A 17,411-nucleotide genomic window follows, 5' to 3' on the forward strand; every position below is an offset into this window, starting at 1 on the left:
AAAGACTGCCATATGGATTTATCTGCATAACTTTCGCTGTTTTCTATATAATTTCATCATAGAAATTCCGTTTCCAATTTTCTGTGTTTTTATAGTCGGTCATACTCATTCCCACAACTTCTTTAAACTGCCTGGACAAGTGGTTAACGCTGCTATAATCCAGCAGATAGCCAATGTCAGAAAAGGTATGTTGTTTAAGTTGTATAAGTTCTTTGGCCTTTTCTATCTTTAATTTGATAAAGTACTTTTCAACTGTTGTTTTTTCTTTAGATGAAAATAGTTTACTAAGTGTTTTATAATCACGATGCAGAGCCGACGCCAATAGTTCTGAGGTCTTTACCTTTATGTCCAGTGGTAAATCAACAAGTTGCTCAATTAGAATAATCTTAATTCTCTCTATGAGCATTTCTTCTTCACTGTGTACGATTTCAAAATCATTGGCGTGAAGTACTGTTGTTACCGCATCGATAATTTCATTTTTGGTTTTGTTTGGTGCTTCAACGAGCAACCTTCCCAATTCCAAAGAAAGCACGGTTACTTCCAGTTCCTGTAATTCCTGCTTAATTACTTTTAGGCAGCGGTTACAGACCATATTTTTTATCCAAAATTCTTTTGATTTGCTCATTGTATTTAGTGTGTTGTCATCGAGTCTTTAACTCAATGGTTTGAAAGGTCAAGACCTAATCTTGTTAATGGTGTATGATGCTTTTGAGAATTGGGTACAACAAATGTTAGCCAAAAGTGAAACTATGGCTATAGAGGTAATGCAGATTACTTAGTGTTATCTGCGATGTGTAAAAATCAAATTAGGAAGGTCTCGTGAAGTAGTAGAATATCCCTGTACAACAAAGGCGGTCTGTATTGCTCGAAAGGAATAACGTTTGCTTCTAATTCTTCAAATAGATTGAGGTATGTATAAAAGAAAGTATTTAAGAAAACAATGTTTTCAAACTCATTATGAGTTTGAGCTTTTTTTATTGAATCATCCGCTGTTTTAACAATCGTTTTATTACTACAACAGTCTTTTTCTTCTATGGAAGTACATTGCCTAAAATTATTATCTTCTTTTTGAGCAATATCAGAGCAAGATTTTGCCTTACCAAAAAAAGTCATATCCACTAATTTATTACAGCAAAAGTGCATATCTACTGCAAACGAAACCGTACTAAAAAATATAGTAGCGGCTAAAAAGAAAGATACTATTTTGGTAAAAAAAGATTTCACGTAATAAAATTAATGATTTTATATCATATTCTTTAAAAATATGTTAAAAAATTAGTTTATAAAAGTGTAATGTTGTAAAGCAAGTATTAGTTTGATGGTTCAAATGTAAATTAGTTGATTTTATTAAAAGATGACTTTTGTCATACATTGTTAATACTTAAAATCCATACGCCACGGCAAAATTAACCCCAAATGGATGCCCAGGACGTAACCCTGCGGGAACTCTCGATACTGCATAGGTTGTATTAAAAAGATTTATGATGTTCGCAGACAGGGTAAAGTTCTCATCAATAAAATAACGGGCAGACAAATCCACTATGAAGTTTGAATCTACTTTAAAGTTTTCCGGGATTGGTCCAGAACCTGCTTTTGTTCTGAAAGCACTAGTATATCTTGAATTTACATTTACATCAAACTTTCTGTGCTGCAACCCTAATGACGCGTTGAATTGATTTCTTGCAATATAAGGTATCTCATCGCCTACGGTAACTACACCGTAAATATCCTCATTACTGTCAAAACTGGTTAAAAATTCAGTATCGGTAAGGGTGTATGAGATGGATAAGGGCAGCTTAAATCTACTACTTTGTTTATGCAACAGGTTGTAATTAAGCAAAACCTCGATACCACTTACACGAACTTCGCCAGCGTTAAATTGGTCAAGGCTTCCTGTACCACCAGTAGCGGCCAAATCACTTCCAAGTAGGTTTTGGTAGTCATTGTAAAAGCCTACGACTTCGCCGTTGAAACCTTTAAAGCTAAATCGGGAACCCAATTCATAATTAATGCTTTCTTCAGGATTTTGCCCTGGGGTATTACTTGGCGGTGAAAAGCCTTTATGAACACCACCAAATATTGAGAGGTCATTACTGAACCTATAATTAGCCCCAATTCCAGGAATCCAGACATTTACTTCGTTTTCTCTAATCGATAGGTCTTGACCAGTTCGTGAAGGGTCGTCAGTACCATAATCTGTCCGGGTTAATGTGATATTTTCATAGCGCAACCCTGGCGTCAAGGTCAAATTTTCAATTTTTACCGTGTACAGTAAATGTGCTGCCAGTGCTTTAGCACTGCTTATACGGTTAGCATCTGTTCCTTTTTCGCCAACGGTAGTCCGTATCATTTCTTGGTTTTGAAAAGCATATCTATCCACCCATTGAAACCTGTCCTCGTCATCTTCGTGGTAGCGTATTCCTGCTTCTAAGTGCTGTATCCATTGGTTACCCCATTTTAGCGTAGCAACAGATTGAATTCCGTTTGAAGTATAGACCCTATTGTTTGCCTTTATACCCAAAGCATCGGGTTGGGTGTCATCGTTGCCCAAGAGCGTTTGATATTCAGAAGGAAAATTTTCTGGTGATGATAAAATATTGTTAATACTTACGCGTTCACCTAAATTTACATCATCCAATTTATACCAATTCCGTTTAAATCTATTGAGATAGCCTGTGGTCCTTATATCAAGTGATGGTGACAAACGGATAAAATGGGTAAGCTGGTATTGTTGGTGTTCGGCGTTAATAACATCTTCTGAAGAAGCTCTATATCTTCTAAAAGTGTTTTCCTCAAAATCTGCGTCTGTCAGTCCCAAATAGGTCTCGTTGGCCACTTCTTCTGAATATTGGATTTTAAATAGTAGCGACTGATAAATTTTGGCATCCAAATTTGTATTTATTCTAAATTTGGCCAAATAATCTGTCTTGTCGAAACCCGTGTTGCCACCTCCGTCTAAATCCTTGAAACCATCGGAACTGTAGTTGAAATAATCCGTCACAAACCCAAAATTCTTAAAACTATTACCTAATATCAATTGGGTGTTTCTTGAATCATAATTTCCTGCAGCAATCGACGCTTTTCCAGAAAATTTTTCCGGTATACGAGAGGATATCATATTTATGGCACCACCTGTGGTGTTGGGCCCGTACTGTATTTGACTGCTTCCCTTTAACACCTCTATGGCTTCCATTCTGCCAATAGTAGGAAAATAGTAGGCAGCTGGTGCACTGTAAGGGGCAGGCGCAATTAACACACCATCTTCCATTAAATTAATCTTAGCGCTACGCTCAGGCGAAGTACCCCGTAGACTAATATTTGGGCGTAATCCAAAACCATCTTCTTCGTAGATATTAATACCTGGAACCGTGCGTAAAATTCTATTGATGTTGGTATAAGAGAATTTTTTTAAATCTTCATTTGAGATATAAGTTGCAGAACCCGTTTTGTTCCGTGCCTCAAATTTACTACCCAATAATACATTTCCCGTAACGACGACTTCCTTAAGTCGCTCGGTTTGTTGCGTAGTTGAATCTTTTTTTTGTGTGTTGGTCTGTGCCAATCCCGAAATATAAAATAGCAAAGCAATTGCTGTTAAGGGTATAATTTTCATTTGAAATTTTATTTAGAATGATTATAAATAGAGCCCAAATGTAATATACTCTTTATATATCTTCCAAGTTATTTAGAATAATTCTTAATAATTATTTTTTAAAATCATTTATGATTGAGATACAATGAAAAATCATACACATAAAAGTGTAGATTCCTAATAAATCTTTTTAAATTTTTAATAAAATGAATCCAAAATATTTGTTAATTAGATAAGCTTTGGCAAAAAATTTATACTTTTGTAGCATTGATGAAAGATTTTATAAAAAAAATAGTATCTTTTATGATGGCTCTTTTGATGCTGTCCTCAACCTTTTCTTTTACGGTTGCGAGTCACTATTGTGGTGATACATTGGTAGATTCATCAATTTTCGGTCACGCTGAAACTTGTGGAATGCAAGTTAAAAAAGCAGTATCTAAGACCGATTGTGATATTTCAGATAAATCTTGCTGTACAGACGAACAAAAACTGGTAGAAGGGCAGGATACACTCAAAACTTCATTCGATAAATTAGAAAAAGAACAAAAACGCTTTGTTGCAATTTTCGTTTCTAGTTATGTTCAACTCTTCGAGTCCGAAGAAGTTGATAATGGGTGGGAAAAAAATTATATTCCGCCCCCCTTGGTCAGGGACGTTCAAGTTTTAGACCAAACTTTCCTTATTTGATTTTTAAGTAATTGCTTATTAAGTCCAACATTAATTTGTTTGGGCTAAACTGCCTGTATCTTGTTTTTTTAACAAGTAGTCTAATTACTTAATAATTATTTTTATGCTGAATAAAAGCATCAAATTTCTTATAGAAAACAAACTTGTCGCCGTTATATTGCTCGCCTTATTCGTGGGTTGGGGAATCGTTAACGCACCCTTCAATTGGGAAACAGGTATTTTACCAACTGATCCTGTAGCGGTTGATGCCATTCCAGACATCGGCGAAAATCAGCAAATTGTTTTCACCAAATGGCAAGGGCGTTCACCGCAGGATATTGAAGACCAAATTACCTATCCACTTACAACTTCATTGTTGGGAATCCCTGGTGTCAAGACCATCCGAAGTTCTTCAATGTTCGGTTTTTCCAGTATCTATATCATTTTTGAAGAAGATGTAGAATTTTATTGGTCGCGAAGCCGTATTCTCGAAAAACTCAATTCACTTCCCGCTAACTTATTACCCGATGGTGTTAACCCAGCATTGGGTCCAGACGCCACAGGTTTGGGTCAAATTTTTTGGTACACGCTGGAAGGTCGTGATAAAGATGGCAATGTAACTGGTGGTTGGGATTTACAAGAATTACGCAGTATACAGGATTATTATGTGAAATATGGATTGTCTTCGGCAAGTGGTGTTTCAGAAGTGGCCTCAATTGGTGGGTACGTCCAGGAATACCAAGTGGATGTTGACCCAGAAAAAATGCGTCAGTACAACATCGGTTTGACCGATATCGTAAAAGCCGTAAAAGAAAGCAATCAAGATATAGGTGCGCAGACCTTGGAAATCAATCAAGCCGAATACCTGGTTCGGGGTTTAGGGTATGTAAAATCTGTCGCGGATATCGAAAATGCGGTGGTTGCTTCTGAAAATTTCACTTCTATCCGAATTAAGGACATTGCAAATGTCCATTTGGGACCACAAACGCGACGCGGTATTTTGGATAAAGAAGGTGCCGAAGTGGTAGGCGGTGTCGTGGTAGCTCGTTACGGTGCTAACCCATTGGAAGTTATCAATAATGTAAAGGACCAAATAGCCGAATTATCATCTGGACTGCCCACAAAAACCTTGGCAGATGGTCGTACTTCACAAGTGACCATTGTTCCCTTTTACGACCGTACTCAGCTTATTCAGGAAACACTTCACACGCTCAATGAAGCCCTCACTCTTGAAATCCTGATTACCATTTTGGTCATCATCGTAATGGTGTTCAACCTACGTGCGTCCATTCTAATCTCTGGCCTGTTGCCTGTTGCCGTTTTAATGGTTTTCATAACAATGAAGCTCTTTAATGTAGATGCCAATATTGTTGCCTTGTCAGGAATTGCCATTGCTATCGGTACAATGGTGGACGTGGGCGTCATACTCGCCGAAAATATGATTCGGCATCTGGAAGATGAAAAATTACGCTTTCGCGAAAGCGGAATAGAATACACTACAAACGAAATTATTTACAATGCAACTGCCGAAGTCTCTGGTGCAATTTTAACCGCTGTGCTCACAACGATTATCAGTTTCCTACCTGTGTTCACGATGATAGGTGCCGAAGGGAAACTCTTCAGACCATTGGCTTTTACAAAGACAATGGCACTTGCGGCATCTTTGGTTATTGCTCTTTTCCTGATACCGCCATTTGCCGCGTTCCTTTTCAGAAAAACAAATATTCGCCAGCGATCCATACTGCTTTTGAATGGTCTTTTAATCGCACTCGGCATCACTGCACTTATATTTGGTTACTGGCTTGGGTTGATTTTGATAGCTTTTGGATGTAGCGGTTTATTCTTTTCGCTTAAAGCGAAAAAGGAATACAACCATACCATTGCTGGCTACAGGCTCAACATCAATCAAAATGTAGTAAATATCATCATTTCCTGTATTGCTATCGTCGTGCTGTTAGCCGAATACTGGCGACCACTTGGTTTTGACCGCAGTATCCTAATGAATTTGATTTTTGTAGCGATTATCTGCTTTGGACTGCTTGGTGTGTTTACAGTTTTCCGAAGATACTATGACAGCATTTTGCGTTGGGCACTTCAAAACCGATACCTGTTTTTAATCATTCCAACCACGTTGCTGATATTAGGTGTGGTCATAATGCGTAACACTGGGAAGGAATTTATGCCTGCACTTAATGAAGGCTCATTCCTGTTGATGCCAACATCCCTACCTCACGCCGGTGTGGAAGAAAATAAGAGGGTTCTACAACAGCTCGATATGGCTGTGGCGAGCATACCAGAAATTGAAACCGTAGTTGGGAAAGCTGGAAGGACAGAATCTGCGCTCGACCCTGCGCCGCTCTCGATGTATGAAAATGTCATTCAGTACAAGTCTGAATATATGCGAAATGAGAATGGCGAGAGACAACGCTACCGTGTAAATGAGGATGGTTTATTTGTGCTGAAAAATGACAAATTTATTATCAACCCAAATAATGAAATCGATGATGATGCAAACTATGAAGCGTCACAACTCAAAACAAGTGCAACACGCAATGATTTGATCGAAGATAATGACGGGGAATATTATCGAAACTGGCGACCGGAAATCAGCAGTCCTGATGACATTTGGAATGAAATCGTAAAAGTGACCAAATTCCCAGGCGTGACTTCTGCGCCCAAACTGCAGCCCATCGAGACGCGACTCGTGATGCTACAAACGGGTATGCGAGCACCAATGGGAATTAAAGTAAAAGGACCCGATTTAAAAACCATAGAAAACTTTGGATTGCAACTGGAAGATATTTTAAAGCAAGCCGAAGGTGTCAAAGAACAAGCCGTTTTTGCAGACCGAATTGTGGGCAAGCCTTATTTGTTGATTGACATTAAACGAGATCAGTTGGCACGCTATGGGATTTCCATTATGGATGTTCAGGAAGTCCTTCAGGTTGCTGTGGGCGGTATGCCCCTTACCCAAACGGTAGAAGGCCGTGAGCGGTATGGTGTCAGAGTACGCTATCCACGGGAATTGCGTGCAAATCCAGAAGATTTAAAAAGCATCTATGTTCCTGTATCAACTGGAAGTCCGGTTCCTTTGGGCGAACTGGTGGATATTCGTTACGAGCAAGGTCCACAGGTTATTAAAAGTGAAGACACCTTCTTGATTGGGTATGTGCTGTTTGATAAGCTCGATGGCTTTGCCGAAGTAGATGTAGTGGAAAATGCACAAGCACTTATTCAGCAGAAAATAGATAATGGCGATTTGGTCGTGCCACAAGGAATCAGTTACCGATTTACAGGAACGTACGAAAATCAATTACGGGCAGAAAAAACGCTATCGGTAGTTGTGCCACTTTGTTTGCTGGTCATTTTCTTGATTTTGTATTTCCAGTTCAAATCGGTTTCTACGTCCCTTATGGTTTTTACTGCCATCGCCGTAGCATTTGCTGGTGGCTTTATAATGATTTGGTTATACGGTCAGGATTGGTTTTTCAATTTCAGCTTTTTTGGTGAGAATTTACGGGACTTATTCAATATGAAAACCATCAATTTAAGTGTGGCCGTGTGGGTCGGTTTTATAGCCCTTTTCGGTATTGCAACTGATGATGGCGTTGTAATGGCAACCTATTTAGACCAATCTTTTAAAAGCAACGAGCCAGACAGTCAAAAAGGCATACGTCTCGCCACATTGGAAGCGGCAGGTAAACGCATACGCCCGTGTTTGATGACCACCGTGACCACAGTTTTGGCATTGTTGCCAGTACTCACATCTACAGGAAAGGGAAGCGACATTATGATACCGATGGCCATCCCCATTTTTGGCGGAATGATTATCGACGTCACATCTTATTTCCTATTACCGGTTCTATATAGCTGGAAAAAGGAATTTCAACTTAAAAGAGCAAACAAATGAAAAATATAAAAATCATAATCTGTCTTTTGTTTGTTTCCGCTTTCGCGAAAGCGCAACTGCTACAAAGCTACATTGAAGAAGCTGAAGCTAATAACCCAGAAATTCAGGCTTTTGAACTGCGCTACAATATTGCCGAAGAAAAAGTAAACGAGGTCAACTGGTTGCCAAATACCGTGGTAAGCGCGGGATATTTTGTAAGTGAACCCGAAACCCGAACCGGTGCCCAAAGGGCACGATTCTCTATTTCGCAGATGTTGCCTTGGTTTGGTACGATAACAGCGAGAGAAAACTATGCGAGTTCGATGGCGGAAACCGAGTTTGTAGAAATTGCCATCGCCAAACGGAAACTTGCACTTGCGGTCGCCCAATCCTATTATCAACTGTATTCCATAAAGACGAAGCAACTTGTGTTCGATGAGAATATCGAACTTTTGGAAACTTATGAACGTCTTGCATTAACCTCGTTGGAAGTTGGTAAAGCATCAGCGGTAGATGTTCTTCGACTTCAGATAAGACAAAACGAACTCGTTCAGCAAAGAGAAGTTTTGGAACAGGATTATCAGGCCGAACAGACGCTTTTCAACAATCTTTTAAATAGAGATGAAACGATGCCTGTAGATGTCATAGAAGATATGATGATTCCTGATGTTGACCCTCTCGTTTTAAATGAAAATCTTCAATTAAATCCTGAGCTCATAAAATACGATAAGCTGTATGAGTCTATTGAACAGTCAGAGTTATTGAACCAAAAGGAAAGTGCACCCAGTATTGGTTTTGGATTAGACTACGTACCAGTTTCAGAACGACCGGATATGAATTTTTCAGATAATGGAAAAGACATTGTTATGCCTATGGTATCCATATCCATACCAATATTCAATAATAGGTACAAATCTGTAACCAAACAAAATGAACTGAGGCAGTTGGAGATAAAATCCCAGAAAGATGAGCGGCTTAACAGCCTCAAAACACGCCTTGCGCAAGCTGTCTATAACAGGAATACTATGAGAATCAAATTCAATACGCAGACAGACAATTTAAAGCAGGCGAATGATGCCGAGGAAATTCTCATTAAAAATTACGAGACCGGAACCATAGATTTTAATGATGTACTGGATGTACAAGAATTACAGTTGAAGTTTCAAATCAATTTAATCGAATCTATTAAAGGGTATTATACAGAATATGCTAAGATAAATTATTTAACAAGATAAAATAAAAACATAAACAGTCAATGGGTGAAACCCAAACTTGATAAATTACAAATAGTTAAAAATGCAAATTATGATTAGAAAGATAACAATAGTATTTGCGCTGCTCATAACATATATGGGTAATGCACAAGTAGGCACAAACGGACAAGATAGAAAAGAAGAAGGAAGACCAGTTAAGGAATACAATCTTACGATTGAAGAAAATGAAATGACGCTCGCTGGTGTAACCGCTAAGGGAATGACCATCAATGGTGGTATTCCTGGACCGGTTTTGGAATTTAACGAAGGCGACCTTGCCATTATCAATGTAACCAATAAAATGGATGAAGAAACCTCAGTGCACTGGCACGGGTTGATACTTCCCAACTTTTACGATGGTGTTCCGTATTTAACGACACCACCAATAAAACCAGGTACAACATTTCAATATAGAATCCCTATTAATCAATCAGGAACCTATTGGTACCATTCCCATACGATGCTACAAGAGCAAAGCGGTGTTTACGGTTCAATAGTTATTCAACCAAAAGAAAAAACATTGGATTATGACAAAGATTTAGTAGTGGTGCTGTCAGATTGGACCAACGAAGATCCAATGAATGTATTGCGAAACCTTAAAAGACGTAACGAGTGGTATCAAGTTAAAAAAGGAACGGCAGTACCGTTAAGTAGAGTCATAAAAGAAGGTGCCTTGGGAGCACAATTTAAGTTCTGGAGAGATAGAATGGAAGGTGCAGATATAGCAGACATTTATTATCCCGCATTTTTGAGCAATGGTAAATCACTGGCAGAATATCCAGAATTTAAACCGGGAGAAAAGGTAAGACTTCGCTTCATCAATGCCTCGGCTTCTACTTACTACTGGGTAGATTTCGGTGGTGGTAACCCTTTGTTGGTTGCCAGTGACGGAGTTGATGTGCAACCCGTTTCTAAAAGCAGATTTCTCTTTGGTATAGCTGAGACGTATGATGTTATCGTTACCATTCCCGAAGGTACTATAGAGATTACCGCTACGGCACAAGATGGCTCTGGTTATACCTCTATACAATTAGGTAGCGGCACACTCTATCCAGCTAAAAGAATTGACAGACCTGATAAAGTGGAGATGATGAAGCAAATGGCTAAAATGGATATGAAAATGGGCGCGCCTGCGATGGTGGGCAACAAAAAGAAGAAAACACCAGAATATCTGAAGGAGAATTATGGAATGAAGATGGATATGAAAGACGGTCAGATGAAAATGGTGATGCGCGATAAGATGTCGATGAAAGATGGCAAAATGAATGACCAGATGGATATGAAGATGGATGATACGATGGGAATGAAAAAGGACAAAATGCAAATGAACCAAGCAGGGGATTCAGACAAAATGAGTGACCATATGCAGCACGATATGTCAAAGATGCAAAAGGATACTTCCTCATTTGATTACGAAACCCGTAAAACCTATTTCAACTATGATTTTTTAAAAGCAAAAGAAAATACTGCATTTAAAGATGATTTACCAGTAAACGAACTACTATTGAATCTAACAGGAAATATGGAACGGTATGTATGGAGTATGAATGGTGTGCCATTATCAGAAACCGACAAGATAAATATAAAAGGAGGTGAAGTAACCAGAATTACACTTAATAACCTCACAATGATGCACCACCCAATGCACTTGCACGGCCATTACTTTAGGGTCATCAACGAAAATGGTGAACGTTCCCCATTAAAGCATACGGTAAACGTACCGCCAATGCAGAAAGTGGTCATAGAATTCTATAACGAAGAATATGGAGATTGGTTCTTTCATTGCCACGTACTATACCATATGATGGGTGGTATGGCGCGTGTGTTTAGTTACGATACCCCAAGGGACGAAAGAATGAAAGATTATCCAGTTCAAAAGCTTATCAATGAGACAGACCATTACTATTCTTGGGGATTGTTGCGTGCAGGCTCAAATTTTAACGAACTCTTTTTGATGTCAAGCAATATCAGAAATGGATTTGGTTTAAGGGCAGAGTTCGACTATGACAAGAACCTTGAGGCCGAAGTGAACTATGATAGATATCTAAATGATTGGTTGCGTCTCTATGTAGGGGTAAATACAGAAACAGAAATACCTAATTCCTTCGATGAGTTCAATACTGTAGGATTGGTCGGTGTAAAGTACTTTACGCCATATAGATTTTATGTAGATGTGAGTATGGACCATCAACTGCGCCCAAGAATTCGTCTGGACAGGGAAATCTTGATTTTTCCAAGAATTTTTCTGGAAGGCGAATATGAATATAGGGCAGACTTTGGATGGGTAAATGATATAGGGAATAGCTCTTATGAGAGTGAAACCCAATGGTTGGTTGGACTTTCCTACATCCTATCAAGAAATTTTTCAATACAAGCAAACTATAACAACCGATATGGCTGGGGTGGTGGTCTTTTAGCCCGTTTTTAATGTTTAATCAAATACTATATACAAATGAAAACACTAATGAAAACAACAATCGCAGCTTTTGCACTTATAGCGTTTATTAGCTGCAAGGAAAAACAAACTGTAGAGATTAACACACCTGAAGAGGTAAAGACCGCAAAGGAAAACACTGCAGATGTGGCAGACCAAGGCTTTATAGACGGGATGACCGGGAAGGTGTGGCACAATTACCTTGAAATCAAGATGGCTCTGGCAAAAAACGATGAGAGCCAAGCAAAATCCATTAGCAAGGATATGGCCGCATCATTTGGTGAAGAACGAATGGAGATGAAACAGCTCGCACAACAAATGGCAGATGCTCAAGATATAGAAGAGGTAAGGGAACTTTTTGCACAGTTCACGGAAAAGGCGGGGCCTATGTTTGAAGATGCCTTATCTGAAGGAACCATATACAAAAAATACTGCCCAATGGCATTTAACAATGAAGGAGCCTATTGGTATGCAGCGGTAAAAGAAATTACCAATCCCTATTTCGGAGAGAAAATGCTGAAGTGCGGGTCGGTCAAGAAAACCATTAATAAATAACCCTTAAATATATAATTATGAAAATTATGAAACAAAATGTAATGATTGCCGGACTGGCATTAGTTCTATTAAGTGCTACTGCCTGCAAAGACGGAAACAAAAACGAACCCGCAGCGCCTATGAGCAATGAGATGCATCAAGAATCGATGGATGATATGATGGATGATAAACCAATGAATGAAGATGATGAAATGGCAATGAACAATGGTCAAGACGCAAAAGCAGAAGCTATTTTGACCGACTATTTTAAACTTAAGGACGCTTTGGTGGCAGATGATAATGCCAAAGCCAAAGAACTTGGGGCAAGCCTCGCAACAACCTTAGGAAAGTTGGATATTTCAGAATACACCGATACACAGCAATCAGATTTAAAGGACATCGTTGAGGATGCGGTAGAACACGCAGAGCACATTTCAGAAAGCGATATAGCACACCAGCGAGAGCACTTTAAAGTATTGAGCAAGGATGTAACAGATATGGTTGCTATTACGGGAACAGAAAACACCTTATACCAACAGTTTTGCCCAATGTATGATGGCGGTAGCGCTTGGTTGAGCACGAGCAAGGACGTGAAGAATCCGTATTATGGTAGTAAAATGTTAACCTGCGGTAAAGTCCAGAAAGAAATCAACTAAATGAAGATTGTAAAAATCATAGCGGGAATTATTTTGGTGGTGTTTGTGGTAATTCAGTTTATTCCTACAACACGTAATCAAAGCGATACCGTGCCCCAAACAGATTTTATGTTGGTGCATAAGGTTCCGGAGGCTATTCAGAAAAAGATACAGGTTTCCTGCTATGATTGTCACAGTAACAACACCCAATATCCTTGGTATAATCGAGTTCAGCCAGTTGCTTGGTTCTTGGAAGACCACATTAAAGAAGGTAAGGCAGAGCTAAATTTCAACGAATGGGATTCATTGTCAAGTCGCAGAAAGACAAGTAAATTAAGGTCTATCATCAAGCAAATTGAAAGTGGTGAGATGCCCTTGGATTCATACACCTTAATTCATAGAGACGCCAAGTTCTCGAAAGAAGAAACGGAAGAAATCATCAATTGGGTAACACAATTAAAAGACAGTTTATAAATAACCTAAAAATTAAAATTATGAAAAAGATAAAAATGAGTATAGCAGCAATGCTATTATTAACGGTTTCTTTTGCTTATGCACAGGAAAAAGATAAAATGGACCACAGCAATATGAAAATGGACCATAGTAAAATGATGGATACCAAGACGGATGCAAAGGCAGAAGTGATTTTAAATGACTATTTCAACCTAAAAGATGCCTTGGTGGCTGATGATACCAAAAAAGCGGCACAATTAGGCACTACATTAGTGGCTTCCTTAAAAGCATTTGACAGCAGTCACTATACAAAAGAACAACAAAGCGAGCTGGCAGATATTATAGAAGATGCCACCGAACACACCGAGCATATTGCCGAAAGCGCCATAGACCACCAACGCGAACATTTTAAAACGTTAAGCAAGGATATCACGGATATGGTGGCCATTACTGGAACAAAAAATACATTGTACCAACAATTTTGCCCGATGTACGATAAAGGTAGCGCGTGGTTGAGCCAAAAGGATGAAGTGAGGAATCCGTATTACGGGAGCAAGATGCTTAAGTGTGGCAAAGTACAAAAGACTATTCAATAGATTATCCCTATCCAAGAAGTCCTTTTCTTGTTCTGGTTTATTAGTTAACAGATAGTTATAGAGTTTTTGGAGAATCTAGAATAGTTTATAAGTCCTGTCGTGGGAAGAAAATAATTGATGGTTAGTGTAAGTTCCTTCCCAAGTCAGGCAAAAACTTAAGTCCTAATAAGAGAGAAGGCACGTATTTCTGGTTGGTTCTAAGGCCTTTTCTCTTAATTAGGCACAATAAATTTATTGAAAAAGAAAAGTTGATTTGGTTAATAGTAGCTCGAATATGGAAGAGACGATGCATCAATTAGTGATGAGGAAGCTCTTCCCTTTCCGGGCAAAATGGAGAATTATTGAAAAAGAGAAGTTTAGTGAAGATTACTTGATTTTGGGAGGTGAGCATTTCAGATTGGTTTATTGGTTAATACCAGTTCGCCTCTCATCTTCAAGTATAATCTAATAATTTCAGTTTCATAATCTCAAGCTGAAAATATATAAAGTTAATGAAGGATTGCTGTAATACAAATAATGGCAAAGCGCAAAATAAAAGTCCATTAAAGAAATGGACTAACTATATAGTGTATACTATTATTGCTGTCATAGTTATAGGAGCATTGGTGTTGCAATTATCAGGTAAAAATTAATAACCGTAAGAAATGAAAACAATAAAAATCTTTTCAATTATTTTGGTCATTGCCTTTTCAGGCAGTTTCACCAATGTTTTTGCCCTAAATGAAAAACGAAACGATTCAGATAAAATTGAATTATCGACTAACATAACATCAATTGCACAATCGGATGACGTAAAAGCAGATTTTGATGCGTTTCCCAACCTGCACCCTATGGTGGTGCATTTTCCTATCGTACTGCTCATTATTGCAGTACTCTTGCAGCTCATACAGCTTTTTACATTGAATCGAACAATGGATTGGGTTATACTCTTAATGGTAGGCTCAGGGTTTATAGGCGCATATGTAGCCAGCACTTTGGTGCATCCACATACTGCAGAATTGACCGAAATAGCCCAAAGCATATTAGACCAACACGATAAATATGCGGAATGGACACTGTGGTCCAGCGCTCTTGCTGCGATTTTAAAAATAGTAAGTCTGTTCCGGGTCAGATTAAAGTGCGGCTTCGAAATAGCGGTTTTTTTGGTTATGGCATTTTCGGCATATTCGGTTTCTGAAGCGGGACATTTTGGTTCGCAGCTGGTATATATAGAAGGAGTTGGGCCACAAGGAAAATATATCGAGACTGAAAATAAAGAAGGAAAAGGCGAAAGTGACGAACATTCACATTAAACTAAACCAATGAGAAAAGGATTTATTATCACGAGCATCATCTTGATTTTGGCATTAGCTGCCATAATCATTCTATACCCACTTTTGTGGTGGTTGGCTTTGATACTACTTCCAATCCTCGTTTTGGGTTTAATAGATTGTTTTCAAAAATCCAATAATATAAGACGCACCTATCCTTTGCTGGGAAGAATTACCAATCTATTGGAAAAACAACGTCACGTCATTCAAGAAACTGTATTGTTGAACAGAACAGAGGGAAAACCTTTCAATTGGATACAGAAAGAAATCGTTTATAAACGTGCCGAGGACGCGGTCAAAAACCAACCCTTTGGAACGCAGATTCCGTATGACGAAGTTGGTCGCGAATGGTTTACCCATTCCACGTATCCTGCAAAAGAAATCAAAGATGATTTTAGGGTTACCATAGGGAGTTCAAAATGCTCAAAACACTATTCGGCAAGCATCCTAAATCTGGCAGGGATGAGCTATGGTTCCATAAGCAAAAATGCGACCCTTGCTTTTAATGGCGGTGCAAAAATCGCAGGCTTTGCCCAAAATACTGGCGAAGGTGGATTTACGCCCTACCATCAGGAATATGGAGCCGATGTTATTTTTCAATTTGGCACTGGATATTTTGGATGCCGAGATGCAGAAGGAAATTTTGACCCTAAAAAATTTGCGGAAATCGCATCCAATGTGGTGGTCAAAATGATTGAGATAAAAGTCTCACAAGGTGCAAAACCCGGTTTTGGTGCCATTCTTCCTGCCAAAAAAAATACCGAGGAAATCGCAAAGTACAGGGACGTAGAAAAAGGAACCGAAATTCTATCGCCACCAACTCACGCTGAATTTAGTACTGATTTGGAAATGATTGCCTTTGTACAAAATTTAAGAAAGCTGTCTGGAGGAAAACCCATAGGGATTAAAATGTGCATCGGACAGAAAGACGAATTCGAACGAATGGTTCGCACTTTTGCTGAAAAGCAAAACTATCCAGATTTTGTAGCCATTGACGGCGCAGAAGGTGGTTCCGGTGCTGCACATATGGAATCGCTACATTGGGCTGGAATGCCAATAATTGAAGCCGTACATTTTGCAAACGGCATTCTTAAAAAGTATGGATTGCGAGATGAAATAAAAGTAATGGCGGCAGGAAAAATAATTTCAGCTTTTGATATCTATAGAATGTTGGCACTTGGTGCCGATGCTTGCTATAGTGCCAGAGGGATGATGTTTGCCTTGGGCTGCGTACAATCCTTAAAATGCAATCTGGATACCTGCCCTACGGGAATCACCACAATGGAACCTTCAAGGGTAGCATCATTGGTAGTAGAAGATAAAAAGACCAAAGTAGCCAACTACCATAAAAACACTATGGAAGCTTTTAAGGAGTTGCTTAAATCAATGGGAATTGATAATAGAAGGGATATCGACAAAAAGTATATAATAAGAAGAATCAATGAGAATGATACAAAGACGTATGATGAGATTTTTACAGATAACAAATAAGAATGGATAAAGAAAAAGACATAGAAACCACAAGGGCGTTTTATGGGCAGCTTTTCAATAGCTCAAAGTATGTTTTATTGGTGCTGCTTATTGCTTCAGTAATCGAACTGTATGCGCTACCTACTATGAAAGGGTCTTATGCTATAATCATCCTTCTGGCCTTAACATTACTAAAGATAGGATTCATTATAGCCTTGTCCTTTAACCAACTAATGAAGATAATTGGTCAGAGCCATCTATTGAGCCACGTACTGGTCTTGTTCGGATATCTGATTGTGTTGATAGTTTTATCGTTTGCAATAGATTACACGGCGTTACAGTTTGTGGATGCTATTCATTTTAAAATGAACAACAGTATTGGCAATGATGGACTGTCGGTATTTTTTGATTTATCCTATTTTAGTTTGATAACATTCTCATCAGTAGGATATGGTGATATAGTCCCAATTTCCTTACCCGCGAAAATCCTGGTGGCGCTTGAAGTGGCACTGCGGTTTTTCGTCCTGGTCTTTGGTATCGCAAATGTGAATAGAATTCGAGTAAATAAATAACCTTTAA

General features: G+C 38.7%; 14 protein-coding genes. 11 read left to right on the plus strand and 3 right to left on the minus strand.

Features of this window, described 5'->3' with window-relative positions:
* Window positions 1-43 precede the first annotated feature (43 nt).
* The 3 genes from PO830_RS03355 to PO830_RS03365 all read right to left on the minus strand — a co-directional run bounded on the left by PO830_RS03355 (window position 44) and on the right by PO830_RS03365 (window position 3,613).
* Entirely contained in the window at window positions 44-625 is a 582-nt protein-coding gene (locus PO830_RS03355; protein WP_272852128.1) for a helix-turn-helix domain-containing protein, read from the minus strand.
* A 176-nt stretch (window positions 626-801) separates the two neighbouring features.
* Window positions 802-1,224, minus strand: coding sequence for an HYC_CC_PP family protein (locus PO830_RS03360; RefSeq protein WP_272852129.1), 423 nt, complete (start codon window positions 1,222-1,224; stop codon window positions 802-804).
* 157 nt (window positions 1,225-1,381) lie between these two features.
* On the minus strand, window positions 1,382-3,613 hold the full coding sequence (locus PO830_RS03365; protein WP_272852130.1) for a TonB-dependent receptor family protein: 2,232 nt from the start codon (window positions 3,611-3,613) through the stop codon (window positions 1,382-1,384).
* Window positions 3,614-3,862: 249 nt separating this feature from the next.
* On the opposite strand from PO830_RS03365, the gene PO830_RS03370 reads away from it, so the two are divergent.
* The 11 genes from PO830_RS03370 to PO830_RS03420 all read left to right on the plus strand — a co-directional run bounded on the left by PO830_RS03370 (window position 3,863) and on the right by PO830_RS03420 (window position 17,404).
* Window positions 3,863-4,279, plus strand: coding sequence for an HYC_CC_PP family protein (locus PO830_RS03370; protein ID WP_272852131.1), 417 nt, complete (start codon window positions 3,863-3,865; stop codon window positions 4,277-4,279).
* Window positions 4,280-4,382: 103 nt separating this feature from the next.
* The gene (locus tag PO830_RS03375; protein WP_272852132.1) at window positions 4,383-8,168 is read left to right on the plus strand and encodes an efflux RND transporter permease subunit; all 3,786 of its coding nucleotides are present in this window, start codon (window positions 4,383-4,385) and stop codon (window positions 8,166-8,168) included.
* Window positions 8,165-9,382, plus strand: coding sequence for a TolC family protein (locus tag PO830_RS03380; protein WP_272852133.1), 1,218 nt, complete (start codon window positions 8,165-8,167; stop codon window positions 9,380-9,382). Before PO830_RS03375 ends, PO830_RS03380 begins: the two co-directional genes overlap by 4 nt.
* A 70-nt stretch (window positions 9,383-9,452) precedes the next feature.
* Entirely contained in the window at window positions 9,453-11,828 is a 2,376-nt protein-coding gene (locus PO830_RS03385) for a multicopper oxidase domain-containing protein (RefSeq protein WP_272852134.1), read from the plus strand.
* 24 nt (window positions 11,829-11,852) lie between these two features.
* Window positions 11,853-12,389 (plus strand): DUF3347 domain-containing protein, encoded by a 537-nt coding sequence (locus PO830_RS03390; protein ID WP_272852135.1) that lies wholly within the window; start codon window positions 11,853-11,855, stop codon window positions 12,387-12,389.
* Between the two features lie 17 nt (window positions 12,390-12,406).
* Window positions 12,407-13,024 carry a DUF3347 domain-containing protein gene (locus PO830_RS03395; RefSeq protein WP_272852136.1) on the plus strand — a complete coding sequence of 206 codons (618 nt, stop codon included), beginning with the start codon at window positions 12,407-12,409 and terminating at the stop codon, window positions 13,022-13,024.
* On the plus strand, window positions 13,025-13,477 hold the full coding sequence (locus tag PO830_RS03400) for a heme-binding domain-containing protein (protein WP_272852137.1): 453 nt from the start codon (window positions 13,025-13,027) through the stop codon (window positions 13,475-13,477). It begins immediately after the preceding gene.
* Between the two features lie 20 nt (window positions 13,478-13,497).
* Window positions 13,498-14,052: a DUF3347 domain-containing protein gene (locus tag PO830_RS03405; RefSeq protein ID WP_272852138.1), complete on the plus strand. Its 555-nt coding sequence runs from the start codon at window positions 13,498-13,500 to the stop codon at window positions 14,050-14,052.
* A gap of 644 nt (window positions 14,053-14,696) precedes the next feature.
* Window positions 14,697-15,344, plus strand: a complete 648-nt coding sequence (locus PO830_RS03410; protein ID WP_272852139.1) for a DUF2231 domain-containing protein — start codon at window positions 14,697-14,699, stop codon at window positions 15,342-15,344.
* A 9-nt stretch (window positions 15,345-15,353) separates the two neighbouring features.
* Entirely contained in the window at window positions 15,354-16,853 is a 1,500-nt protein-coding gene (locus tag PO830_RS03415) for an FMN-binding glutamate synthase family protein (protein ID WP_272852140.1), read from the plus strand.
* Window positions 16,854-16,855: 2 nt separating this feature from the next.
* The gene (locus PO830_RS03420; protein WP_272852141.1) at window positions 16,856-17,404 is read left to right on the plus strand and encodes an ion channel; all 549 of its coding nucleotides are present in this window, start codon (window positions 16,856-16,858) and stop codon (window positions 17,402-17,404) included.
* Window positions 17,405-17,411: the final 7 nt, after the last annotated feature.

It is taken from the genome of Altibacter sp. HG106 (assembly GCF_028561755.1).
Lineage (GTDB): Bacteria > Bacteroidota > Bacteroidia > Flavobacteriales > Flavobacteriaceae > DFVG01.

Bases quoted from the DNA above. Each gene is read 5' to 3' on its own strand.
- PO830_RS03355 (WP_272852128.1), bottom strand. From the start codon at position 625: ATGAGCAAATCAAAAGAATTTTGGATAAAAAATATGGTCTGTAACCGC.
- PO830_RS03365 (WP_272852130.1), bottom strand. From the start codon at position 3,613: ATGAAAATTATACCCTTAACAGCAATTGCTTTGCTATTTTATATTTCG.
- PO830_RS03370 (WP_272852131.1), top strand. From the start codon at position 3,863: ATGAAAGATTTTATAAAAAAAATAGTATCTTTTATGATGGCTCTTTTG.
- PO830_RS03375 (WP_272852132.1), top strand. From the start codon at position 4,383: ATGCTGAATAAAAGCATCAAATTTCTTATAGAAAACAAACTTGTCGCC.
- PO830_RS03380 (WP_272852133.1), top strand. From the start codon at position 8,165: ATGAAAAATATAAAAATCATAATCTGTCTTTTGTTTGTTTCCGCTTTC.
- PO830_RS03385 (WP_272852134.1), top strand. From the start codon at position 9,453: ATGATTAGAAAGATAACAATAGTATTTGCGCTGCTCATAACATATATG.
- PO830_RS03390 (WP_272852135.1), top strand. From the start codon at position 11,853: ATGAAAACACTAATGAAAACAACAATCGCAGCTTTTGCACTTATAGCG.
- PO830_RS03395 (WP_272852136.1), top strand. From the start codon at position 12,407: ATGAAAATTATGAAACAAAATGTAATGATTGCCGGACTGGCATTAGTT.
- PO830_RS03400 (WP_272852137.1), top strand. From the start codon at position 13,025: ATGAAGATTGTAAAAATCATAGCGGGAATTATTTTGGTGGTGTTTGTG.
- PO830_RS03405 (WP_272852138.1), top strand. From the start codon at position 13,498: ATGAAAAAGATAAAAATGAGTATAGCAGCAATGCTATTATTAACGGTT.
- PO830_RS03410 (WP_272852139.1), top strand. From the start codon at position 14,697: ATGAAAACAATAAAAATCTTTTCAATTATTTTGGTCATTGCCTTTTCA.
- PO830_RS03415 (WP_272852140.1), top strand. From the start codon at position 15,354: ATGAGAAAAGGATTTATTATCACGAGCATCATCTTGATTTTGGCATTA.
- PO830_RS03420 (WP_272852141.1), top strand. From the start codon at position 16,856: ATGGATAAAGAAAAAGACATAGAAACCACAAGGGCGTTTTATGGGCAG.